Source organism: Streptomyces sp. NPDC007971, assembly GCF_042958635.1.
In the GTDB taxonomy this organism is placed as follows: Bacteria; Actinomycetota; Actinomycetes; order Streptomycetales; family Streptomycetaceae; genus Streptomyces.
The window spans coordinates 129458-153303 of record NZ_JBIBJK010000019.1 but is presented as its reverse complement, the minus strand read 5'-3'; the positions used below and the strand labels follow the sequence as shown (position 1 = coordinate 153303).

Annotated in this window: 17 protein-coding genes and 1 pseudogene; 5 read left to right on the top strand and 13 right to left on the bottom strand. The window is 69.9% G+C overall.

Features of this window, described 5'->3' with window-relative positions:
- The 7 genes from ACFZCP_RS33730 to ACFZCP_RS33700 form a co-directional block, all read right to left on the bottom strand.
- Window positions 1–1521, bottom strand: coding sequence for a Wzz/FepE/Etk N-terminal domain-containing protein (locus tag ACFZCP_RS33730; RefSeq protein ID WP_391434954.1), 1521 nt, complete (start codon window positions 1519–1521; stop codon window positions 1–3).
- Window positions 1518–2885: a Wzz/FepE/Etk N-terminal domain-containing protein gene (locus tag ACFZCP_RS33725; protein ID WP_391434950.1), complete on the bottom strand. Its 1368-nt coding sequence runs from the start codon at window positions 2883–2885 to the stop codon at window positions 1518–1520. The genes ACFZCP_RS33730 and ACFZCP_RS33725 overlap by 4 nt, the downstream gene beginning before the upstream one ends.
- A complete protein-coding gene (locus tag ACFZCP_RS33720; protein ID WP_391434946.1) occupies window positions 2882–4147 on the bottom strand; it encodes a glycosyltransferase in 1266 nt (421 codons plus the stop codon). The genes ACFZCP_RS33725 and ACFZCP_RS33720 overlap by 4 nt, the downstream gene beginning before the upstream one ends.
- Window positions 4137–5453: a nucleotide sugar dehydrogenase gene (locus ACFZCP_RS33715; RefSeq protein WP_362698739.1), complete on the bottom strand. Its 1317-nt coding sequence runs from the start codon at window positions 5451–5453 to the stop codon at window positions 4137–4139. Before ACFZCP_RS33715 ends, ACFZCP_RS33720 begins: the two co-directional genes overlap by 11 nt.
- A gap of 73 nt (window positions 5454–5526) precedes the next feature.
- Window positions 5527–7005: an exopolysaccharide biosynthesis polyprenyl glycosylphosphotransferase gene (locus ACFZCP_RS33710; protein WP_391434943.1), complete on the bottom strand. Its 1479-nt coding sequence runs from the start codon at window positions 7003–7005 to the stop codon at window positions 5527–5529.
- Window positions 7006–8158: 1153 nt separating this feature from the next.
- The gene (infA, locus tag ACFZCP_RS33705) at window positions 8159–8383 is read right to left on the bottom strand and encodes a translation initiation factor IF-1 (RefSeq protein WP_010981942.1); all 225 of its coding nucleotides are present in this window, start codon (window positions 8381–8383) and stop codon (window positions 8159–8161) included.
- Window positions 8380–9171: a GNAT family N-acetyltransferase gene (locus ACFZCP_RS33700; protein ID WP_391434938.1), complete on the bottom strand. Its 792-nt coding sequence runs from the start codon at window positions 9169–9171 to the stop codon at window positions 8380–8382. Before ACFZCP_RS33700 ends, infA begins: the two co-directional genes overlap by 4 nt.
- 1390 nt (window positions 9172–10561) lie before the next feature.
- On the opposite strand from ACFZCP_RS33700, the gene ACFZCP_RS33695 reads away from it, so the two are divergent.
- Window positions 10562–10804 carry a DUF5302 family protein gene (locus tag ACFZCP_RS33695; protein ID WP_390982267.1) on the top strand — a complete coding sequence of 81 codons (243 nt, stop codon included), beginning with the start codon at window positions 10562–10564 and terminating at the stop codon, window positions 10802–10804.
- 334 nt (window positions 10805–11138) lie between these two features.
- On the opposite strand, the gene ACFZCP_RS33690 is transcribed toward ACFZCP_RS33695, so the two are convergent.
- Window positions 11139–11531: a VOC family protein gene (locus ACFZCP_RS33690; RefSeq protein WP_391434934.1), complete on the bottom strand. Its 393-nt coding sequence runs from the start codon at window positions 11529–11531 to the stop codon at window positions 11139–11141.
- A 319-nt stretch (window positions 11532–11850) separates the two neighbouring features.
- Between ACFZCP_RS33690 and putP the strand changes: the two genes are divergently transcribed.
- Window positions 11851–15435: a sodium/proline symporter PutP gene (gene putP / locus ACFZCP_RS33685; protein WP_391434931.1), complete on the top strand. Its 3585-nt coding sequence runs from the start codon at window positions 11851–11853 to the stop codon at window positions 15433–15435.
- A 1136-nt stretch (window positions 15436–16571) separates the two neighbouring features.
- Here the strand turns inward: putP and ACFZCP_RS33680 are convergent.
- From ACFZCP_RS33680 to ACFZCP_RS33670, 3 genes are all read right to left on the bottom strand, one after another.
- Complete coding sequence (locus ACFZCP_RS33680; protein ID WP_391434928.1) at window positions 16572–17561, bottom strand: cytochrome d ubiquinol oxidase subunit II; 990 nt, start codon at window positions 17559–17561, stop codon at window positions 16572–16574.
- Window positions 17558–18967, bottom strand: coding sequence for a cytochrome ubiquinol oxidase subunit I (locus ACFZCP_RS33675; RefSeq protein WP_391434925.1), 1410 nt, complete (start codon window positions 18965–18967; stop codon window positions 17558–17560). Before ACFZCP_RS33675 ends, ACFZCP_RS33680 begins: the two co-directional genes overlap by 4 nt.
- Before the next feature lie 166 nt (window positions 18968–19133).
- Entirely contained in the window at window positions 19134–19373 is a 240-nt protein-coding gene (locus ACFZCP_RS33670; protein ID WP_391434922.1) for a hypothetical protein, read from the bottom strand.
- A gap of 232 nt (window positions 19374–19605) precedes the next feature.
- Here ACFZCP_RS33670 and ACFZCP_RS33665 point away from each other — a divergent pair, with 232 nt between their 5' ends.
- Window positions 19606–19947 (top strand): hypothetical protein, encoded by a 342-nt coding sequence (locus tag ACFZCP_RS33665; RefSeq protein ID WP_391434920.1) that lies wholly within the window; start codon window positions 19606–19608, stop codon window positions 19945–19947.
- 146 nt (window positions 19948–20093) lie between these two features.
- On the opposite strand, the pseudogene ACFZCP_RS33660 reads toward ACFZCP_RS33665, so the two are convergent.
- Window positions 20094–20210, bottom strand: a pseudogene (locus ACFZCP_RS33660) (IS5/IS1182 family transposase); the annotation flags it as partial.
- 686 nt (window positions 20211–20896) lie between these two features.
- Between ACFZCP_RS33660 and panD the strand changes: the two are divergent.
- Together panD and ACFZCP_RS33650 are read left to right on the top strand one after the other, a co-directional pair.
- The gene (gene panD / locus ACFZCP_RS33655; RefSeq protein WP_391434917.1) at window positions 20897–21316 is read left to right on the top strand and encodes an aspartate 1-decarboxylase; all 420 of its coding nucleotides are present in this window, start codon (window positions 20897–20899) and stop codon (window positions 21314–21316) included.
- 31 nt (window positions 21317–21347) lie between these two features.
- A complete protein-coding gene (locus ACFZCP_RS33650) occupies window positions 21348–21692 on the top strand; it encodes an N-acetyltransferase (protein ID WP_391434914.1) in 345 nt (114 codons plus the stop codon).
- A gap of 688 nt (window positions 21693–22380) precedes the next feature.
- Here ACFZCP_RS33650 and gndA read toward each other — a convergent pair.
- Window positions 22381–23820: an NADP-dependent phosphogluconate dehydrogenase gene (gndA, locus tag ACFZCP_RS33645; protein ID WP_391434911.1), complete on the bottom strand. Its 1440-nt coding sequence runs from the start codon at window positions 23818–23820 to the stop codon at window positions 22381–22383.
- Window positions 23821–23846: the final 26 nt, after the last annotated feature.

Sequence of the window (23846 nt, the reverse complement as noted above, 5' to 3'; positions counted from 1 at the left end):
CTACCGCGCCTCCTGGTCGCTGTCCGGGACCCGTGCCGCCCGCATCGGCAGCCGCTCCGTCCGGTGCCGGCCCGTCCCGTTCTGCCGGGCCGGCCGCTCGCTGTGGCCGCGCAGTGCGGTGTGCAGCCCATCCCACAGCGTGCCGTCGGTCCGGTCCCGCGGATCGGGGTCGATGAGCACCACACCGATCACCGCAATGCGCTGGTCGGCGAGTTGACGCGCCACGGTGTGCAGCCATGCGACGCTGCCGTGCCCGGCACGCACGACGAGCACGGTCCGGGTGCCGAGATACTGCAGGTCGGTCCACGCGGTGCCGGGCGCCACCGAGCCGACGCCGAGCCGGCGTTCTTCGTGCGGCACGGCCGCGGCACGGTCGCCACCGACCACGGACGGGTCTCCTGGCTTCGGGCGGTGCCGGGCGAGCTGCGGGCCGGGCAGACCGTCGACGACGACCACCGGCCCCTCCGCAGCCAGTGCTCTGGCGAGGTCCAGGGCGATCACGCTCGTGCTGCGCGCACAGCCCAGTTCCAGCAGCGACACCGGTTCCGCGGAGCTGCGCACGGTGCGGGCCAGGGACGTGGTGAGCCGTTCGCGGGCCGCCCGGATCCGTCGGCGCCGCCCCAGCCTGCCCGACCGGCGGGGCAGCTCCGCGACGACCGAGGCGCCGAGGTTCGCCGCGATCTCCCGGCGCAGCACGGGGCGGTCCGCCACCACCGCGCCGACCGCGGCCACCGCGAGCCCGAGGACGAGCCCGAGGACGAGCCCGATCGCGGCGTCGGTGGCGGCGGTCCTGGGCAGGGAGTGCGGCACCGCGCGCGGGGCGTCCACGATCTGTGTGCCGGCGATGAGCTGGGGTGTGCCGATGCGCGCCTCCGCGGCGCGCTGGCCGAAGTCGGAGATCCGCGAGGTGAGTTCGGCCCGGCGGGCGAAGAGCGACTCCAGGTCCGCCGACGCCTTCGGCCCGCTCTGCGGCGCTCCGTCTCCGATCGCCTTGTTGACCTGGGCGAGTTCGCCCTGCAGCCGGTCACGCTGGTCGAGCAGGGCCTTGGCCTCGGCGTTCGCGGCTTCCCGTATCCGCCTCACATGGTCCGCGACGAAGGCATCGGCCAGCGCCTTGGCGCGGGCCACCGCATGCGTGTCGCTGTCACCTGTCACCGTGATCTGCAACAGGTTGTTGGTCAGGCCGACACCCGCGTATTCCCCCATGAAGTCCTCCGGTTTTTCCGGGGACTTGAGGGACCGCAGGGCCTGGTCGGCGATCTGCGTGGTCTGCAGCAGTGCGGCGTCGGTACGGATCAAAGTTCCGGGGTCGTTCGGCTGGTCCTCCTGGTGCGCGACCAGCACCTTGGTCACCGCGGTCGGTGGTGGCGGCAGCAGGACCGCCATCGCCGCGCCGGCGAGCAGCCCCAGCAGCGCCATGGAGAACCAGAGACGGCGCCGCCTGCGCACCGCCACCACCAGCGACTGCAGGTCCAGCAGCGGAGCGGAGGCCGACGACTCCGAAGTCGTACTGGTCGTCACCCTGAACTTCCCTTCGCGTCGTCGCTCACCGCGAGCACCGGCGTGGCGGCATCGCGAGGACGACCGGCAGACCGCGCCGGACTGGCCCGGACCGGGCTGGCGAGGACGATGCCGACGACCTCCTGCCCGGCGTCCGTACACGCCTCGGCGATGCCGGCGAGCTCCCCTGCGGTCCAGCTGCCCGCGCTCAGCACCACCAGGGCACCGGACTCGTGGTCGCGGTCCGGCACCATCGGCCGGGACACCGAGACCTCCACCACCCGCAACAGCGGATCGCCCTCGGCCTCGGCGGCGAGCTGCCCGGCGGCCCGGCGGGCGATCTCGTCGCCGTCCGGGACGACGACCAGCAGCCGCCGGGGGGCCGGCAGCTGGTCCCGGAGGCGGGCGCACACCCGCCGGTAGCGGATCCGCCGGTCGGCCTCGTCGCCGGACGCCTGCGGGGCCGGCACGTCCCACCGGATGTCGACGCCCAGCAGCCGGCGGATCCGGGCCCGCGGGCCACGGCCCTGTGGCCGGTGCACGGGCCGTTCACCAGGTACGTCGACGGTACCCAGCAGGGCCGAGCCCAGCGCCGCGGCGATCTCCGGTTGCGTGCGCAGCCGACGACTCATCCGTGCCGCGGTGAGATGGCCGATGACCCCGAGCAGGAAGAACACCAGCGCTCCGGCGACGATGAGCTGCGTCTTCGTCGGCGGTGCCTCGCCGGCCGGCCGGGCCGCCGGCCCCATGACGACCATGTTGGCCTTGTTGGCAGTCGGGTCGGCCTGGTCCAGCTTGTTGATGGCCTCCTGCAGCGAGGTGCGCAGCTTTTCGAGCTCGGTCCGGGCCTGCACGCTCTCCACCGTCTGCCCCGGATCGGCCGCATCGGCCAGCTTGGTGATGCGGCGGCTGGTCTGCATCACCGTCTGCTGCAGTGCCTCGCGCTGCGCCGCCGCTTCGGGGTCGGAGTTGCCGTCCACGATCCGCGCGGCGAAGGTGACGAACTGCTGGGCGACCTGGTCGGAGAGTTGTTGTGCGCGCTGCGGGGTGTCGGCCGTGCCCGAGATCTTGATGATGTTCCCGTCGGCGGCCGTGGCGCTCACCCGATCCCGCAGCTCGGCGCCGCTGACCCCGGTCCAGTCGAGTGTGGCGGCCGCGCGGTCGACCACCACCGAACTGGTCGCGATCTGCGCCTGGGTCAGCAGCTCGCGCTCCTCCCACGCTCCTGACAGCAGTACCGATGCCGACGTCGTGTACTGCGGGGGGAACAGCAAGGAGATGCCGTAGCCGACGAGCGCACCCATCAGGGCGAGGACGATGAGAAGCCGCCGGCGCCGACGGATAATCCGCCCGATCGTGACCAGGCGTATCGTGTCATCGCTCAAGGGCGCGGCCTCCGCCCTGCCCGGTCCGGGTCGCCCGTCGGCACCGGAGCAAAGCCGTGGCAGGCAGCGGTGTAGGCGGCGAGCAGCGAGCGCTGGGAGTTCCGCCAGGAGAGCGGCCCGCTGATCCGCTCCTGGCCGATCTTGCCCATCAGGGCCCGCTTCTCCGGATCGTCCAGCAGCAGCGCGATGAGCCCCGCGAACTCGGCCTCGTCGTTGGCGGGCGCGTAGACGGCGGCGTCGCCGGCGGAGACTCGCGCCTCCCGGAGGTCGAACGAGACGACCGGCCGGCCCATGACCATGTACTCCAGGACCTTGTTCATGGTCGACACGTCGTTGAGCGGATTGTGCGGGTCGGGGGAGAGGCACACGTCCGCGGTGGACAGGTAGCGCACCAGATCGGCGTCCGGAATGCGCCCGGTGAACTGCACCTGCTCCGAGAGCCCGAGCCGCCGGGACAGCTCCACCATCGCGTCGAAGGTGTCCCCGGCGCCGACGAACACCGCGTGCCAGTCGGTCCGCCCGAGCTCGTCGCGCAGCTTCGCCAGGGCCCGCAGCGCGTAGTCGACACCGTCCTGCGGGCCCATGACGCCGAGGTAGCACAGCAGATGAGGCTTGCCGCGCTTCAGCTCCGGCTCGGGCGGTACGGGATGGAACCGGTCGATGTCCGGCGCGCTGCGCACCACGAAGACGTCCTCCGGTCGCCGGCCGCCACGGCGCACCGCGACGTCCCGGTAGCTCTCGTTCGTGGCGAGCACGACGTCCGCGGCCCGGTAGGTCAGCCGTTCCAGTGCGCACACGCCGCGGTACAGCAGATCCTCGCCGCGGCCGAACCGGGAGAGGTACAGCTCGGGTACCAGGTCGTGCTGGTCGAAGACGAACCGCGCTCCGCGCCGCTTCAGCCACAGTGCCGGCAGGAACAGCAGGTCGGGCGGGTTGCAGGCGTGGACCACGTCGACCGGGCCGACCTTCCGGGCCAGCCGGACGGTGTGCCACAACGCCGACCCGTACTCCCGCAGGTAGCCGGCCGGCCCTCCGGTGGCCGCGCGCAACGGGTAGCGGTGGATCCGCACCCCGTCGATCACCGCCTCCGGTTCTGTGTCCCGCTTGCTGCCTCGGGGACAGATGACGTGCACCGTCCAGCCCGCGTCGCGCAGCGTCGTGCACTCCTGCCACACCCGCCGGTCGAACGGCACCGACAGGTTCTCCACCAGGATCAGCGCGCGCCGGCCCTGCCGGTCGCCGCTGGTCGTGTCACCAAGCAAGGCCCATGTACCCCGGTTCGGCCCGGCGCGCCTCGGCGTCGGGAAGGCGGATGAGGTCGACGATGACCGGGCCGTCGCCATGGGGCAGCGCCGACAGAACGGCCGGATCCCTGGTCCCGACCAGGCACACCTCGGCGTGTTCGAGCACCTCGTCGACGGAATCAGCGAGCAGCTGGGCGAGGTGCGGCAGCCGGGTCTCGATGTACTCGCGGTTCGCGCCGAGCAGCCGGGACAGACTGACGTTGGCATCGTGGATCCGCAGGTCGTAGCCCTTGCCGAAGAGCCTCTCCGCCAGCTCGACGAGGGGGCTTTCGCGGAGGTCGTCGGTGCCGGGTTTGAAGGACAGCCCGAACAGGCCCACCCGGCGCTTGCCGGTGCGCTCGACCAGCTCCACCGCGCGCTGCAGATGGTCGGAGTTGGAAGGCAGCACGTGGGAGAGGATGGGCACCGAGACGTCGGCCCGCTGCGCCGCGTGGACCAGGCTGCGCAGGTCCTTGGGCAGGCAGGAGCCACCGAAGGCGAAGCCGGGCCGCAGGTAGGCGGGGCTGATGTTCAGCTTGCGGTCGGCCAGGAACACGTCCATCACCTGGTGCGAGTCGACCCCGAGCGCGTGGCACACCGCGCCCAGCTCGTTCGCGAAGCCGATCTTGAGGCCGTGGAACGCGTTGTCCGCGTACTTGATCGCCTCGGCCGTCGGGACCGGTACCCGGAACACGTCGCCGGGCAAGCCGTCGTACAGCGCCATCACCGCATCGCCGCTGGCCGGGTCGAGCTCGCCGATGACGGTCTTGGGCGGGTCGAAGAAGTCCCGCACGCTCGTGCCCTCGCGCAGGAACTCCGGGTTGACCGCGACCCCGACGTCCACCCCGGCTGTGCCGCCGACGTACTTCTCCAGGATCGGCACCAGCAGGTTCAGGCAGGTACCCGGGAGCATGGTGCTGCGGAACACGACGGTGTGCCGCCCGCCCCGCTCGGCGAGTGCGGCGCCGATCTCCTCGGTGACCCGTTCCAAGTACGTGGTGCACAGACTGCCGTTGGGCTCCGACGGCGTGCCCACGCAGACCAGGGACACCTCGCTGCCCGTGATCGCCTCCCGGACGTCGCCGGTGGCGCGCAACGCTCCGGTCCGCACGACCTCGGCGATGAGCTCGCCGATCCGTTCCTCGACCACCGGGGTCCTGCCGTCGTTGACCAGGTCGACCTTCACCTGGTTCACGTCCACCCCGATGACCTCGTGACCCATGCTGGCCAGGCACGCGGCCGACACACAGCCCACGTAGCCGAGCCCGAAAACGCTGACTCTCATGACCCGTTCCTCCCCCCGGGCAGGCCCTTGCGGCCTGCGGTCCGCGCGTCGGCCGGACGACCACCGCCGCGCATCAATAGGCCCCCTGCCCGTAGACCACCGCACGCAGCGTCTTCCACAAGATCACTGTGTCCAGGGCGAGCGACCAGTCCTCCACGTACCGCAGGTCCAGCCGGACCGCCTCCTCCCACGACAGGTCGCTGCGTCCGCTGATCTGCCACAGACCGGTGAGTCCGGGCTTGACCAGCAGCCGCCGCCGGATGTCCGGGCCGTACGCGGCGGACTCCTCCGGTAACGGAGGCCGCGGACCGACGAGCGACATCGATCCGGTGAGCACGTTGAAAAGCTGCGGTAGCTCGTCGATCGAGTACCGGCGCAGCACTGCTCCCACCCGGGTCACCCGCGGATCCCTGCGGAGCTTGAACAGCGGGCCCGCGCCCTCGTTGAGGCCGGCCAGCTCGGCACGCACCCTGTCGGCCCCGGCGACCATGGTGCGGAACTTGAGAATGGTGAACTCGCGGCCGTCCTTGCCGACCCTGCGCTGCCGGTAGAACGCCCCTCCCCGGCTGTCCACCAGCACGAGCAGCCCGACGCACACCATCAGCGGCGCGAACAGCATCAGCAGGATCGCTGCGCCCATCCGGTCGACGACCCCTTTGACCGCCCGACGGCCTCCGGTGAAGGTCGGCATGCTGACCCGCAGCAGCGGGATCCCGAGCACCGCGTCGACGTGCAGCCGGGGGCCGGCCACCTCCATCAGGACGGGGGCCACGACCATCTCGGCGTCGCTGCCCTCGAGGTTCCAGGCCAGCCGCTGCAGCCGGTCCGGTGACCAGTGCGGGTCCGGTGTGACCGCGACGACCCGGTAGCCGTCACGGTGGACGTGGCCCGCGACGTCCATCAGGCGGCCGACGACCGGCACGCCGTCCAGTTGGTCACCGTCGGGCCCGAGACCGTCCGTCGTGCACACCGCGTCCACCCGCCAGCCGAGGTGCGGGAACTTGCGGGTCCGGGTGATCAGGTCGCGCATGGTGACCAGGCTCCCGGCGGCGAGCACCGGTCTCAGGCACCGGCCTTCCTTGCGCTGTTTGTGCAGCCACAGGCGCAGCAGATACCGCGCGGTCATCGTGACGAGCGCGATCGCGGGGATCGCGACGAAGATCCAGAGTTTGATGTTGCGCGAGGTGAGGGCGATCCCGCCGAGTGCCAGTACGACGGTCGCCGTGAACAGTGAGCGTCCGAGCCGGCGGAATTCCTCGGCGCCCTGACCGAGCACGGCAGGAGCCCATGACCGGCTCACCGCAAGCGCCCCCAGCACCAGCAGCTCGGTGCCGAATGCGAGAATTCCCCATTTCTCGTGCCAGTTGGCCGCGTCCCGGGCCCCGAAGAAGTTGCCGATCGCCGCCACCACGAAGGCGGTGGCCACGGTATCGCTGATGATCACGGTACGGCGGTACCGCTGCTCCCATTCGATCGCGGGCTGGCAGATCGCCCCGTTCGCCAGACTCCCGCGCTCCGACGAAAACGGGCTGACTAGTCCCCCTTGCCGCACAGAACCCCCCAGGTCCCCAGTGGCTCGCGTGTTCGCCCCACACTGTTTCTCCCCCCGGGAGGCCCCCGCCCCCCGCTCTGTTCCTCCCCTCGGGAGGCCCCCGCCCCCGGCTCCGTTCCTCCCCTCGGGAGGCCCCCGCCTCCCGCGCAGTGCTGTCCCGTGCATGACATCCCGGCCATGCCAAAGCTGCCTGAACAACCCGCCGTGGCGGCAGCGGACGCGCATGTCCTGCCAGACTCCCGAGGTGCGCGGCAACCCGTCGAAACCTCGGGTGCTTCCCACACCCAAGGCCCCCTCCCGGGCTCCCGGAATCGATCACCCCACGTCTGGCGCCGGGGACGCGACTGCTGGCTCTACATGGCGCCGGACTTATAGATCATTAATGGTCGCCTCATGCCCGAACAGCTGAAGCACGGTCAATCTAGACCATGGGGGCCAGTATGAAGAGGGGGATGTATGTAATTTGTGCTCAAGCTGTGAGGCTGGATCCATCAATCGGCCACTGTCTTCAGGTGCCTTGAGGTTGTCGCGCGCGCCGGCAGAGCTCGCCCGGACTCCGGCCGCGGCTTCCGCGCGGTAGCGATCGGCAAGCTGCAGCGGGCCTTGTGCGGCGCCCGGTTCGGCGACAGCTCTGCTGGTCATGAGGGTGGCGCTACCAACACGGCCACTGCGAGCGGGCACTGCCACGCAGCCGCCTGATGATGCGTCACCGAAGCCGGCGATGCACCCGTGTGAGTGCTGGAACACCTGGCGACGGCTGACCGGACATGCGACTCGTTGGGTGCTTCGAAGGCCGCCCTTGACCTGAAAAAGCGGGCAGAGGGCGGACGAATCGCGAGCTTCTTCGTGCTTCGTACCATGTTCAGGTCCAAGACCTGGAATCTGGGTATTTGTGCAGATCGGAGGCATGATTGGGCCGCTCGGGTCGGCGCATGGTCGGCATGGGGCGCGGAGGTGCCCCAGCTTGCCGACCTGGTGACCGCCGTGGCGGGGACCTGGGGGCGTGCCTGCGGTGGTGACGGTGGACCAGACCTGCCGGCGGCGGCTGAAGTGGCGGCCGCCGGGGCCGTGCGAGCCGCCATCGGGGCCCCCGTCACGGAAACGCCGTGACCGGGGCCCCGGGATCAGCTGATGCGGAAGGTGCCGGACGCCGCTAGTTCCGGTACCGGAACACGATCCGGCCGCGCGTCAGGTCGTACGGCGGGAGCTCCACCAGCACCCGGTCCTCCAGCATGATCTTGATGTAGTTCTTGCGGATCTTCCCGCTGATGTGCGCGAGCACCTGGTGGCCGTTCTCGAGCTCCACGGTGAACATGGCGCTGCGCAGGCACTCGACGACCTTGCCCTCGACTTCGATGACGTTCTTGTTCTTCGTCATCGCACCAACTCCAGGTTGCTGCTCATCGGCCGGGCGCCGATGTCCTTGAACAGCGCCGAGGCTGCTTGGTTGGACTCGTGGACTTCGGTCCAGGCCGCGTCGAACCCCGAGCGGTGCAGCGTCCCGAGCGCGTGAGCCAGCAGCGCCCGCGCGATGCCGCGGCGCTGCTCGCCGGCCCGGACCGCGAGCAGTCCGATGCGCGGCCGGTTCACCGTCACCACCCGGATCAGACCCAGGTAGTGGTCCGGCCCCGCGGCCACCGTGTACTTCGACGGGTCGACGATGGTGTCGCCTCCGGGGCGGGGAATCACCTCCGCAGGCATCGACTGCCACCCGACGGTCGCCTCGACTTCGTCACGGATCGCGCGGTCCACCGCCCGCAGCAGACTCTCGTCCGCCTGACCGGCGGGCACGATCGTCACGCCCGAAGGCGGCAGGACTGCTTCGAGCCCTGTGATCTGCGGGTCGGTCGGCACGGTGTACTCCCACTCGCGGCGCCGGATCGTAAAACCGGCCCGCCGCCAGCCCGCCGTCAGCTCGACGTCGGCTTCGTCGACCACCGTGTACAGCGGCGCCGGCAGTTCCGCCAGCATCGCCTCGGCGAGCCGGTCGAAGGTGGCGTCGTGCCAGGCGTCGATGCTGACGAACAAGCGTCCGTCGGGCCGGTGCTCCGCATGCCCGCGGCCGACCACCAGGTCGTCATCCAGTGCATGCCATTGCCTGTCCGCGACGCGCGTGATCATCACAGCGTTCTCGCTCAGGCCAGATGGGAAAGGCTTCGTGTTCATCGGAGTCTCCCTCCAGGAGTGCCTCGATCTCAGGCGCTCCTGGCGACACCGAACGTCAGCCGCCGGACCGTGACGGGTTGAGGGAGCACCCACGGGTAACTGTGTTCACGGGGCTCACCTCCATACGACGACTTCACGGTCCACCGCGAAAGTAGCAGCGGGGCACCGCCTCGCTCAAATGCTTTTCTACGAGCGCGTAACGCAATCATGATCCGGTCTTGTTGAAGCGTCTCCAGCGGATGCCGCTGCAAGCCAACGAGGGGCAGGAGTCGCGGAGTTCGATACGTCGTCCCCGGCGGACCGCGAGGCGTTTGAACTGGTGGAACAGGGTGAAGAACACTTCCTCGCCTTCACCGCCGTCGCCGCGACCCGCATATGCCTCCGCCGGCTCACCAACTGAATGACGGCTTACAGTTGGTCCCCCTCGCCGGCTGGTTCCGGAGGATGCGGCCCGCCACCGTCGGAGGGCACCTGCGGGTGGGGCTCAAGGCGCCAGTCGACACTCGGATGACCTCCAGCCAGAGTGGAGCGGAGCAGTGTATCCCGGGGCTTGGCAGCTGCGGGTGATAGCGACGAGCGCCTGCGGCGGCGAATCATCGACATCGACATCGACATCGCCACCCGCCTCATCAACCATGTTCGGCAGGTCGTCAGAACAATCGCCGGCTCCGCTGACCGGCGATCGGCGTCCAAGTTTCGCCGCCGACGGTCCGAGAGGGATCTTGGTCGAACCGAGGGTCGGGAAGCGAGGCATCACTGTGGTGATCATCACGGGGACCCTTGGGAGCCGTTGCGTGCGCTGTGCTCGGTCGTACGAAGGGGTGGCCCGGGGAGTGACGCCGACCCCGAGCAGCCCTTCCAAGATCTAGCGTTTGGGTGTTTCCGCAGGTCAGAGCCCTGATCGTCGCGTCCGGGTCAGCAAATGGCCAGCATTGGGCCAGATGACGTCCGGCTTGCTCACCTGCACCCGTGGCAAGGGCCAACTCGCCCGGCTCCCCGCTCGTACGGCTTGATGCGTGGCTCGACAGCCCGCCCGTGGGGTGGGGCCGTTCTTCAAGGAGAACGGTTGTTCCAGGCCGACCCGCTGCCAGCACCCGTACACAGGGGCGATCGGCACCAGCGGCGCGCGGTTATGCCAGGTGCGGCGAGGCCCCGCAAGGCCGCCCCCGTGCGTCGCAACGGCTGAGAGCCATTGCCCTGGCAGCCTGGCCACGGTTTCGACAACCCTCGGCTCGGCCCGAAGCCGTCCTGTGCGCCTCACCTACGAAGTGAACGCCTTGGCCACGAGAGGTACACCCGCCGTAACGGAGCAGGATGACGTTGCCGGCGCCTAGCACTGCGCCCGGCATGACAAGCTGTGCTTGCCCACCCCCGAACCCAGGAGGTCACCATGACCGCAGAGCCCGTATCTACGGAAGGTTCGGAGCCGCCTGCCCCCGAGACGTCCCCTCTGGCGCCGGACAGCGACGGCAACTACGACCTCAAGCGCAAGTTCCGCGAAGCCCTGGCGCGCAAGCGTGGTGCGCAGACGGACGCCGCCGATGTTGCCGCCAACCCGGATGCGTCGAAGGTGCGTGCGTCGCATGGCCCGGCCGCGAGCCAGCGGTCGTTCAGGCGTAAGAGCGGCGGCTGAGTCGATGAGTCCCGCGATCTGACCGCTGCACCGGCACCCGCGCTATCCACTCGCGCGCCCCATGCAGTGGCCCGCGACGTGTGCATGCCCGTGCGCGCGTCGCGGGCGGGGCGTAGCCGGCGGACTCGCCGGGGGGAACGGCCCAGCTGCGGTTGGCTCGGGTCGGTGGCGCCGCCCCCCACTGGAATTCCGGGATGAGGGCACTGCCTATGGGCGCCCGAACGCCGCCAAGGGCGAGTCATCGGCCTTCTCCCGCCAGTGCTGGTGCCGTCGCCGTGAAGCGGGGGCGGGCCGGACCATCGCCGTCCACGCGGGCCCGCGGAAAACCTCCAGGTCAGGGCTGCCCGTGGTAGGTGAACTGGAGGCTGTACCCATCGGGGTCGAGGACGTTGGCCGCGTAGTACCCGGAAGCGAAGTAGGGGCGCTCCCCGGGTGCACCGTTGTCGGTCGCCCCCGCTGCCATGGCCGCCGTGTATTCCGCGTCGACGACCTCTCTCAAGGGCGCGGTGAAGCCGACGTGCGCGGCGCGTCCCTGGCTGTCGCCTTCGCGCAGCCAGAACGTGAAGGCCGTGTCGGTGCCGAACCCTGCGAGGTCGCCGACCCACTCCGGGGCGGTTGAGCCGTCGAAGTCGAACACGTGGCGCATGCCCAGCGGCTTCAGCGCCTGGCTGTAGAACTTCACTGAGCGTTCTCTGTCGCTCACCGTCAGGAAAACATGATCGATCATTGTGCTCGTCTCCTTCTGGAGACCGAGGACGCCACCTACGCAAGCGTCCAAGACGGGCTGGATGCTGCATCTCGGCCTCCCGGGAGGCCGAGATGGGGGGGCCGCCTGCCGGCAGGCCCAGTACTCACCCGTTGAGAAACTGCATCTGGTCGGGTGTAGCGGTCGCCGGCGACGATCCCGTGCGTGCTCGTGCCGGCACCGGCGCGGGCGGCACCGGCCGCCGACGGCGACCGGAATCTGTACATTTGTGCAATAGGGATCACGACTGTCAGTCGTGCGGTTGTAGGCCCGTGCTCATGAACCTCGCAGGCGAGGCAGTATGTCCGACTTGAGTGCGCCGATCGTGGCCACGTTCCTTGTGTACGTGGCCGTCATGATCGGAACAGGTGTCTGGGCCTACCGCCGTACGCACACTTTCGCCGACTTCGCCCTGGGCGGCCGCAGGCTCCCCGGGTTCGTCGCCGCCCTGTCCGCAGGGGCCAGCGACATGTCCGGCTGGCTGTTCCTCGCCTTCCCCGGAGCGGTGTACGCGGCCGGGGTCGGCGCCAGCTGGATCGCGGTCGGCCTTGTGCTCGGTACGTACCTCAACTGGTTGTTCGTGGCGCCGAGGCTGCGCACCTACACGGAGCGCGCCGGGAACGCGGTGAGCCTGTCGGCCTACCTGGAGGAGCGGTTCGAGGACCGCACACGGATGCTCCGGATGGTCTCGGCGGCGGTGACCCTTGTGTTCTTCACCGTGTACGTCGCCAGTGGACTGGTGGCCGGCGGGCTGCTTTTCGGGCACATCTTCGGCGCCGGTTTCCGGCTCGGGGTGGCCCTGACCGCCCTGGTGATCGTCGTCTACTCATGTCTGGGCGGCTTCCTGGCCGTGAGCCTGACCCACGTCATGCAGGCCACGCTGATGTTCCTCGCCCTGCTCGTCCTCCCCGTCGTAGGTATTGCGACGCGCGGCGGCTTCGGTGCGCTTCGTGACTCCCTCAACAGCACGACGCCCAGCCTGCTGGACATGGGTGCCAAGGTCGACTTCGTGAACGGACGGTGGTTGGGAGGCGGCGGGTCGCTCGGCGCCGTCTCGATCATCTCGTTGCTCTCGTGGGGCCTCGGCTATTTCGGGCAGCCGCACATCCTGGCCCGCTTCATGGGCATCCGCAACACCAGTGCCGTACCCGCGGCCCGTCGTATCGAGACCGGGTGGGTGGTCGTGGTGCTGGCCGGTGCCACAGTGGTCGGCCTGCTGGGCATCGCGCAGTTCGGCACACCACTCCATGACCCGCAGACGGTATACATCGCTCTGAGCCGGACCCTGTTCAGTCCGTGGGGCGCCGGTGTGATGCTGATCGCGGTGCTCGCCGCGATCATCTCGACCGCGGACAGCCAGCTCCTCGTGTCGTCCGTCGCACTCACGGAGGACTTCTACCACGCGTTCCTCAAGCGGCGCGCCTCGGACGAGGCACTGGTATGGGTAGGTCGTGCCGCCGTCGTCGCCGTGACCCTAGTGGCCTCCGTGATTGCGCTGAGGGGCGGCGGGCTGCTAGGGATCGTGGGCTACGCCTGGGCGGGCTTCGGGGCCGCTTTCGGCCCGGTGGTCCTGCTCTCGCTGTACTGGCCGCGCATGACCTGGGCGGGGGCCATGGCCGGGATCGTGTCCGGCGCAGTCACGGTGCTCCTGTGGCGTGTGGTCAAGCCGCTGCACGGCCCCTTCTGGTCGGGCATCTACGAGATGATTCCGGGCGTCCTGGTCGCCACGGTCGCGGCACTGATCTTCGGCAGGTTCGTCGGGCGGCCTCCGAAACGGGCCTTCTGGCGGATGCCCGGCGGCGGGGTGAGCCAGCTGATGCTCACCCCCTTCCTCAGCCACGCACCGGTCGGCATCGCCGTCCTCGACACGGATCTGCGGTACGTCTGGGTGAATGAGCCACTGGACCGCCAGATCCCCCTCAAACGACGGCTGGGGCGGCGGATGGCGGAGATCCTGCCGCAAGCCGAGGCCGACGCCTTCGAGGAGAAGATGCGCGAGGTTCTCCGGACCGGCGCGCCGGTGATGGACTTCGAGTACCGCGGCGCCGGCTACACGGTGTACGACCGCAGCCGCGCGATCTCCGCCTCCTTCTTCGCGATGAAGGACCGCCACGACCGGAACGTCGGCATCTGGTACATGATCATCGACGTCACCGAGCGATGGCGGGCTCAGGAGCGGCTGGCCCTGCTCAACGACGCCGCCACCCGTATCGGCAGCACCCTGGACGTGCCGCGGACCGCGCAGGAACTGGCCGACGACGCGGTGCCGGCCGTCGCCGACTTCGTCGCCGTCGACCTGCTGGACTCGGTCATGAGAGGCGAGGAGCCGACGCCCGGGCCGGTCGGCATGGCGCCCGTCATCCGCCGTGCGGCCCAGCAGTCGGTCCGCGAGGGCTGCCCCGAGGCGTCACTGGCCGTGGGGGAGACAGTCCGACGTGCGCCCGCGACGCCGGTGACCCGCTGTCTGCTCGAGAGCAGGACCCTGGTCGAACGGGTCCTGGACCGCACCAGCAGTCCGTGGGTGACCGTGGACGAGGCGCTGGGCGCCTCGTTCCTGGAGTACGACTTCCGCTCGGTCATGGTGGTCCCCGTGCGGGCGCGCGGCGTCACCCTGGGGGTGGCGACGTTCGCCCGGTCCCGGCGGCTGGGCCCCTTCGAGGACGACGACGTCCGCCTGGCCGAGGAACTCGTCTCCCGCGCGGCGGTGTGCATCGACAACGCACGCCGTTTCACCCGTGAGCGCACGGCGGCCCGTTCCATGCAGCGCTACCTGTTGCCGCAGGACCTGACGGGAGGGTCCGCTCTCGCGGTGGCCTCGTGGTACCTCCCGGCGGATGCCCCCGGCGGTGTGGGCGGCGACTGGTTCGACGTGATCCCGCTCTCCGGAGCACGTGTCGCCCTGGTCGTCGGGGACGTGGCCGGGCACGGCATCAACGCGGCGGCGACCATGGGGCGCCTGCGCGTCGCGGTGCGCACGCTCGCCGACCTCGACCTGTCTCCGGACGAACTGCTGGCCCATCTTGACGACCTGGTCATCGGCCTCATGGGGGCGCACGACCTTGATACTCAATCGGCGGCCGAGGGCGAGGCGACGGGCACCGCATTCCTGGGTGCCACCTGCCTGTACGCCGTCTACGACCCGGTCAGCAGGCGGTGCACCATGGCTCGGGCCGGTCACCTCCCCCCGATGATCGTCGCTCCCGACGGCTCCGCCGACATTCTGGACCTGCCCGCCGGACCGCCACTCGGCCTCGGCTACCTCCCGTTCGAGTCCATCGAGACCGAGCTGGAAGACGGCAGCCTCATCGCCCTCTACACCGACGGCCTCATCGAGTCCGTCGACCGGGACATCGACGTCGGGCTCTCCCGGCTGGGCGATGCCCTCGCGGCGCCCCTGCCGACCCTGGCGGAGACCGGCCAGCGAGTCATCGACAGCCTGTTGACGGGTCCGCCTGCCGACGACGCGGCCCTGCTCCTCGCCCGGACCCGTGTCCTGGCCCCAGACCGCGTCGCCTCCTGGAACCTGCCCAGCGATCCGGCTGCCGTCGCGCACGCGCGCGACCTCGCGTCTCAAAAGCTGACGGAGTGGGGCATTCCCGAGCTGACGTTCACCACGGAGCTCATCGTCAGTGAACTGGTGACCAACGCGATCCGCCATGCGACCGGACCGGTCTGCCTGCGGCTCATCCGGGATCGCGGCCTGATTTGTGAGGTCTCCGACGCCAGCAGCACCTCGCCCCGCCTGCGTCACGCGCGGACCACCGACGAGGGGGGACGGGGCCTGCTGATCGTTGCCCAGATGGCCCACCGGTGGGGCACTCGTCATACGAAGACCGGCAAGATCATTTGGACGGAGCAGGTCATTGCGGCTGACGCGATCGGCTAGCCCGGCGGGCGCACTCAACCTCGCCGCGCAACGTGGATCTGATGGCTCCGGCAGGCGGGGCAGCGGGGCGACTGCCTGCCGTCAAGGTGGTAGACGGGGGCGATCCTGTCATGCTCGTCCACGACCATATCGATGTGGTAGGTGGCGAATGAGGAAGAAGCCTCCCAGGTCTCGTTCGGCCAGGACGCCGAGGAGGAGGCGAAGGCGCCGTAGGTGAAGGCGATGATCGCGAATCCTGCGAGTACGGCGAACCAACCGGGCCCCGTAGGCCGCCAGAAGAACAGGATGGCGAGTGCGGTGTGGAGGGCGATCGCGGTGGCGACCCCTGTGATGGCGAGGGTCTTGGCGCCGATGAGGGTGGACTGCCGGTAACCGGCGCATACGAGCCGCCGGTCGAAGGCGAGGGCCTTGCGTACGGTTCACGGCATCCACGGCAGGCAGGTCGGACCTGGGTTCACGTCGGACGGAGACCGCCAAGGAGGCGTCAAAGAGCCGCGGTGCTCTTCACCGCGGAGATGGGCAGGCCGCAGCGATAACCGCTGCCCAGGTCTTTCGAGCAGCGGCCGGCTTCCTTACGGTTCGGGCCAACACCACGGAAGAGTGCTGGTGCTCGTAGGGGGGTCCGTCCATGGCGATGAGGTGGGGACGGCGCGGGACGCTCCGCAGGAGCCTGTGACGGTGGCGGCGCAGCCCGCTGCGGCGGACCAGTGATCTGATCGAGGCGTGGCTGCTGCTCGTCGCGTGGGTCGCGGGCGTGCTGGGTGGCGCGACCGCGGCCACGGTGGCCGCAGTGGCCGCCGACCAGGGCTTCGAAGAGGACCACTCCAGCCGCAGACAGGTCGTGGCGGTCCTCCTGGAGCGCGCCAGGGAATCGGCGCCCACGCACGCGGACGGTGAGCACCGTCAGCGCGACGGTCCGACGGGCGACGCCAGACGGCCGGATGCGCACCGGGCGGTCGCGGTGCGCCGGGTGCACGAGCAGATCCACTCCAACACGCACAAGCCGGCGAAGCTGAAGCACCGCAAGGCGGGGGAGTTCCGCGAGGTGCCTCTGCCGCGCTCTGTGCGGGAAGTACGCGACGTCGATCATGACATCAGCCCCGGCGAGAACTTACTGGTCCGAAGCAGGGGCCCGCTCAGCCGAGCTTCCGGCGCAGTTGCAGGACGTATAGCACCAGCAGCGAGGGGGCGATCAGTGCGGCCGCGACGCAGGAGATCACCACCAGCACCCACAAGGTGGCCGACGGAGCCCCCGCCTGTTGGATGACCAGATGGGTGCCCAGGAGGTAGGGGTACTGCGCCACGCCCCACCCTGCGACGACAGTGGCGATCGCGATCACGGCCATGCCGCGTACGAGGACGGTGCGGGCCCTGCGCAGCAGCAGGAGTGCGGTGAGACCGCAGACGGCGGAGACGGCCAGGAGCGGTGCGCCCACCGTGGCCAGCTGGTGGAACAGGCGCGGCGAGTCCGAGTGCAGCACGAAGACTCCCGCCACGGCCACCAGTCCGGCTGCGACGGCCGCTGCGAAGGCCCGCTCGCGGAACGCCTTCTCCAACGGCTCGTCCCCACGGCGCTGTGCCTGTCCCGTGAGGAAGACGGCCGCGAGATACGCGCAGACCACGACGGCGAGGACACCGCCGAGGACGGATGTCGGGTTGACCCAGCTCGACAGGGGGTCACCGTGGCCGTCCGTGGGCACGCGGCCGGAGGCGATGCCGCCGGCCACGGTGCCGAAGAAGAACGGCGTGAGCACCGAGGAACAGGCAAAAACAGTACCGGTCAGTTGTTCCGCCCGGCCCTCGGGCAGTGCGTGGCGGAAGGCGAACCCCGCTCCTCTGGTGACGATGCCCAATGCCGCCAGGCCCAACGGAATGTAGAGCGTCGTGGTGATCGCGGCGAAGGCTTGCGGGAAGCCCGTCCAGAGCGTGACGAGACAGAAGATGAGCCACGTGTGGTTGGCCTCCCACACCGGGCTCAGGGAGAGATTGATCAGCTCGCGTGTGTGGCGCCCCCGTTCGGGGCCGCCGGCCGTCAGGTCCCAGAAGCCGGCACCGTAGTCCGCCCCGCCGAAGAGGGCGTAGGCGATGACGCCGATGAACAGGATGGCGGCGATCAGGGTGCTCACCGGCGGTCGGCTCCGTCCGCGTGTTCCGTCGACGCCGGATAAGGTCCGTACGGCACCGCGACGGTCTCGGGGTCGTGTTCGGACCACTTTCTGCGCATGGTGCGCAGGACGAGGAGTGCGCCGATGCCGACGCACAGGTAGATGGCCAGGACGCTTGCGAACAACGGCCACAGGTTGCCCTGGGTGGCCACCGCGTCCCGGGTCAGCAGAACGCCCACGACGGTCCAGGGCTGGCGGCCGACCTCGGTCACCACCCATCCGCTCTCCAAGGAGGCCAGGGCGACCAGCCCGGCCACGCCGGCACCGCGCAGGAACCAGCGGTTCGCGGGCACCTCGCGCCGCCGCCACCAGAACCACGCGAACCACAGGGACAGCAGGAGCAGCAGCGAGGCGGTTCCCACCATGACGTCGAAGGCCAGATGCACGACATTGACCACCGCGTCGTCGGGACGCACCGCCGCGGGGATGGCGTCGAGGCCACGGATCGTGGTGGACGGCCTGAAACCGGCCAGCAGTGATGCCGCATCGGGAAGGGGAAGGCCGAAGCGTACCGCTCCGTTGACGATGACACCGCCGAGTGTCTCCGGGACGTGGTCGGCGGTGGACGGAACGAGTTCGACGGCGGCGAACTTGGCCGGTTCCCGGTCGAACACCTGGCGGGCGATCGTGTCACCCACCAGGAACTGGAGCGGCATGGCGATCGACGCCACGGTGAAGGGCACCAGAAAGCCCAGTCGGTGGTAACGGTCCTGACGCCCCTTGAGCAGACCCCAGGCGTATACCCCGGCGACCATGAAGCCCGCGACGATGTACGCCGCGAGCAGCATGTGCACCATCTCCCACCAGAAGGCGCCGTTGAAGAAGACCTTGGACGGCACCACCTCGCTCACGCGTCCATTGCTGACAGCGAAGCCCCCCGGCTGGTTCATCCAGCTGTTCGCCGCGATGACGGCCGCCGTCCCGCCGACGCCGGACAGCGTGACCACCACGCCGGTGAAGAAATGCGGCCACGGCGGCAGCCTTCTCCAGCCGTAGATGTAGATGGCCATGAAGATGGCCTCGAGGAAGAAGAACAGTCCCTCGATGGCGAAGGGAAACCCGAACGCCGCGCCGTACGCACCCATCAGCCCGGGCCAGAGCAGACCCAGCTCGAACGTCAGAACAGTGCCCGAGACGGCCCCGACCGCGAACAGTACGGCAGCCACCCGCGACCAGCGTTGCGCCAGGAGCAATGCCTGCTGATCGCCGTACCGCAATGCGCGGAAGTGGCAGATCAGCATCATGAAGGTGAACGCGACTCCGAAGGGCACGATGATGATGTGGAAGCCCAGGGTGAAGGCCATCTGCTCACGCGCCGGGAGGAGCTGCGGCGGGTCGACGACCCCGAGCAGAGAGGACATCAGCATGGGTTCTCTTTTCAGCCCGGACGGAAAAGGCCGGCTCGCGAGTCGTCGTGGTCGGGGTGTCGAGCGTGACGCGCACGGCGAGGTGTGGCCTCTCTGCGGCCATGACGATCCGACTCGCCATGCGTTCACGTCGGAACGCTAATCAGCGGGCCGGACCCGGTCCGCTTCAACGACTGACGCCCTCGCGCTTTTGCACCGATAGGGCCAACGGTTCGAGCGCCATCCAGCCGAAGCGGTCACGACCCCGGAGCACCGTCTCGGCTGCCGCGCCGACCGCGGCGAGTCGCCGGGCCGGTCCCGCTTCCGCCACGGGGGCCAGCAGCATGCCGAGACCGGCGCCGCTCGCCGCGGCGGATCCGGTGAAGACGAACGGCAGCTCGCGGTGGGCGTCGTTCCACGCGGGCACCGCAGTCTGCGAGGCCAGAGCCGCCGTGCAGGAGGCAACCCCGGGTGCGAGCAGGGCCGCGGATTGCCCGGCCGGGCGTGCGGCCAGGTGCAGCGACCGCCCGGGCGGGGAGGCCCGCAAGGCGGCCGGCCAGCATCTCCGCCGATGCGGCCAGCGCGCCGCCTGGACCCTGGGCGACGAGGATCCACGTGCCCACGGACATCGGCGAGTTCGGCCAGGCGACCCTGAGCATGTGACGGAAGCGCTCGACCGGCCCGGATCCGCCACCAGCAGGTACATGCTCACCAGCGCGGCACCCGTCGGGCTCTCCCTCCTGGCGCTGACAGTGGGGGCCGCGCTCGGCCTGCTCCTGCGCCGCACCGTGACCGCCATGCTCGGCACGTTCGTCATCACCGGCCTTCTGGAATTCGCCATCAGTCAACTCCGGCCCTACCTCGGGCCGACCTCCGTGGCCGTATCCCGAAACCCGCTCGTCACGCCCGAAACCAGCGCCAGTGCCTGGGTGGCCCAAAGCGGCTTCGTCGCAGCCGTCATCGCCGTCATCCGCGTGGTCAAACGCCGGCGCCAGCGGTAGCGGGCATGCCGGTCGGCGCCGCGGGCCCGGACGTCCCGCCCTCATGACCGTCGCGGTGGCGCCGTTGTCTTTGGTGGGTGGGCGCACAGTGGTGCAGCCGATCAGGACGTCGTCGAGGTAGCCGACCTCTATGCGGTTGCGGCATGTCATGGGCCGAGCCAGAGCCGGATCGAGTCCACAGCCCGGTAGTTCTTGAGGGCGTTGATCGTCCGTATGACCTCGTTTCTGCGGCCGTAGATCGCCTTGTCGAAGCCGGCGGCCCGCCGATTCTGGAACAGACGATGGTCTCCCTCGACCGGCGCTCGGTTCACTTGACGTCGGCCGGCCAGCGCAGCGCGCCGCAGGCTCGGCAGCGAGCCGTGACGGCCCCTTCTCCTGCGCCAGCTCGCGGAGGGACTCCCGCTTATCTGTTGGCGCACCGAGTGCGAGAGGATCTCCTACCACCTCGCCTGGCCGCGGGTGTCTGGTTGTGCTGTCGTGATCCGCCCCGATCTGCTGGAAGCCCTGGCTGAACGGGCGTCCGCAACCGTTGTCATCCGAGACTTTCTCAACGCGCCTTGGGTATGGCCAAGAGGGGAAATGACGTGGGAGCGCTCGGTCGTGTGGTGGAGGAGCGTGCTGGTCGGCCCTGGTCCTCTACCTGACCGCCGCTGACCCAGTTGGCAACTTGCTCTGGACCCCCCGACTTACCTGATGACTCATCAGGTAAGTCGGCATCCAATCAGCATGGGACCGGGACAGTCTTCCGTACATGTTCCTGGTCGGCGGGTTGGCGGCAGCTTGATTCGCGCAGATCGCGCAGATCGCGCAGATCGCGCAGGTGAGAAGCCTATTTGCCGCGGCGCACGATGTTCCGGAAGGTCTTCGAGTCGAAGGCAGGCCGATGTACAGTAAAGGACGCCCCTGACCTGCAGAAAGCTGGCGGGGAGCCGTCTTCTAGGAGTCCAAAGTGCTGCGAACTTTGATGAAGTCCAAGATCCACCGTGCCACCGTCACCCAGGCCGACCTGCACTACGTGGGATCGGTGACGATCGACGCCGATCTTCTCGACGCCGCCGATCTGCTCCCCGGTGAGTTGGTCCACATCGTCGACATCACCAACGGCGCCCGCCTGGAGACGTACGTCATCGAGGGCGAACGCGGCTCCGGCGTGATCGGGATCAACGGGGCGGCAGCCCACCTCGTGCATCCCGGCGACCTGGTGATCATCATCAGCTACGCTCAGGTCACGGACGCCGAGGCGCGGACGCTCAGGCCGCGGGTCGTGCACGTCGACACCGCCAACCGGATCGTCGCCCTCGGTGCCGATCCGTCCGAGCCGGTCCCCGGCTCGGACCAGGAACGCAGCCCGCAGGCCGCATCGGCCTGACCGGCGGACGACGACCAGGAGCGTGCGTGCCATGAGCGAGATCGAGATCCGTGACGACCGGGCGGCGGGCCGCCTGGAGGCCGTCGGCGAGGGTGAAGTCGTCGGCCACATCGAGTACTTCGTCCTCGAGTCGCCCGCGCGCGCCCTGGTCCCGGTCCACACGATCGTGGAGCCCGCCCACGAGGGCAAGGGCATCGCCGGATCCCTGGCCCGCGAGCTGTACTCCGTCTCCGAGCGTGAGGGCATCCCGGTCGCACCGCTGTGCCCGTACGTCATCAAGTGGGCCGAGCGCCACCCCGACGAGGCCCCGGCGGCCGACCCGGAGCTGCTCGCGGCCGCGAAGGACTGGCTGCGCGCCCACCCGGGACGGTTCTGATCCACCTCCCGGGACCGGCTGTCCCCTCCCGGGACCGGCCGCGGTCCCGGGCCGGCGTGAAGCCGTGATGCGGGCCTTGCCTGCCCTGCCCGAATCGGTGTGCGGGTCCTGGTCGCCCGAGCAGATGAGGGCAGGCCCTGGGCCCGAGAAGGAGCAGGCCCTGGGCCCGAGAAGGAGCAGGCCCTGGACCCGGGCAGGAGATGCGGCTCCTGGAGGCGTGAACCGGTGAGTGGCCGGGCGAGGCCCGGGTACGCGGGGGAGTAGTCCAGAGGCGACGTTTCCAGCGAGCGCCCGGAGGCCAGCCATGACGACCCCGTACCCCGACCCCGCCTCCCCGGGCCCACCACCGGCCCCGGGCCCCACCCCGCCGGACCCCTACCCCAGCCCGGTCCCGCCTCCGGAACCGAGCCCGGGTCCGGGGCCGGGTCCGGCCCCTGAGCCCCTGCCACCCCCTCCGCCGCCCGAACCGCAGCCGGTCCCGCCGGAGCCCTCACCGTCCCCCGTTCCTCCGGGCCCCGAACCCGTCCCGAACCCGGAACCGGGCCCGCCCCTCACCTGAGGGCACCGGGCCGGACCAGCGCCCCCGAGGGGCGCGGGAAACCGCGTGACCAGCCACAACGGACCAAACGGACCGGAACGTGCGACACGACCGTTCCCCCCTGCCCGCTCAGGCGCACAGGGCCGTCCCTCAGGCCGAAACCTCCGTCCGGTCCCCACCCCACAGGGTGTGGAACGCGCCCTCCCGGTCCACCCTCCGGTACGTGTGCGCCCCGAAGAAGTCCCGCTGCCCCTGCGTGAGCGCCGCGGGCAGCCGCTCCGCCCGCAGCGCGTCGTAGTACGCGAGCGCCGCCGCGAAGCCCGGCGTCGGCACCCCCTGGCGGGTCGCCGCCACCAACACCTCGCGCCAGTCGTCCTGGGCCGCGGCGATCTCCTGCGCGAACGTCTCGTCCGACAGCAGGCTCGGCAGGTCGGCGCGGGCGTCGTACGCGGCGCGGATCCGGTCCAGGAAGGCGGCCCGGATGATGCAGCCGCCGCGCCAGATCGAGGAGACGGCACCGAGGTCGATGTCCCAGTCGTACTCCTCGCTGCCCGCGGCGATCTCGTGGAAGCCCTGCGTGTACGAGACGATCTTCGACGCGTACAGCGCCTGCTCCACCCGGTCGGCGAAGGCACCCGCCTCCGACTCGCTCAGCGCGGTCGGCTTCGGCCCGGCGAGGTCCCGCGAAGCGGCCCGCAGAGCGGCGTGCCCGGACAGCGACCGGGCGAAGACGGCCTCGGCGATGCCCGACACCGGCACACCCAGATCAAGCGCGATCTGCACCGTCCAGCGGCCGGTGCCCTTCTGCTCCGCCTGGTCGACCACCACGTCCACGAACGGCTTGCCGGTCGCCGCGTCCACGTGGGACAGCACCTCGGCGGTGATCTCGATCAGGTAGGAGTCCAGGCGCCCGGTGTTCCAGGTGCGGAAGATCTCCGCGATCTGCGCGGGGGAGTACCCGGCGACGTCCCGCAGCAGCTGGTACGCCTCGCCGATCAGCTGCATGTCGGCGTACTCGATGCCGTTGTGCACCATCTTCACGAAGTGACCGGCGCCGTCGGGGCCCACGTGCGTCACACACGGCGCGCCGTCGGCCGCCTTCGCCGAGATCTTCTCCAGCATCGGGCCGAGGGAGGTGTAGGACTCCTTCGGGCCGCCCGGCATGATGCTCGGCCCGTGCAGCGCGCCCTCCTCACCGCCGGAGACGCCCATACCGACGAAGTGGATGCCCTGCTCGCGCAGCGCCTTCTCCCGGCGACGGGTGTCCGCGAAGTGCGCGTTGCCCCCGTCGATGATCATGTCGCCGGGCTCCAGGAGCGGGGCGAACTCCTCGATCACCGCGTCCGTCGGAGTGCCGGCCTTGACCATGATGACCAGGCGGCGCGGCCGCTCCAGCGCCGCCACGAACTCCTCCGCGGTCTCGGCCGCGATGAAGTCCCCCTCACTGCCGAACTCCTCCACCAGAGCCTTCGTACGGGACACCGTGCGGTTGTGCACGGCGACCGTGTAGCCGTTGCGCGCGAAGTTCCGGGCGAGGTTGCGGCCCATGACCGCGAGTCCCGTGACGCCGATCTGCGCTGAAGTGCTCATACCGCCTGCTCCCTAGCTGCCTCGTG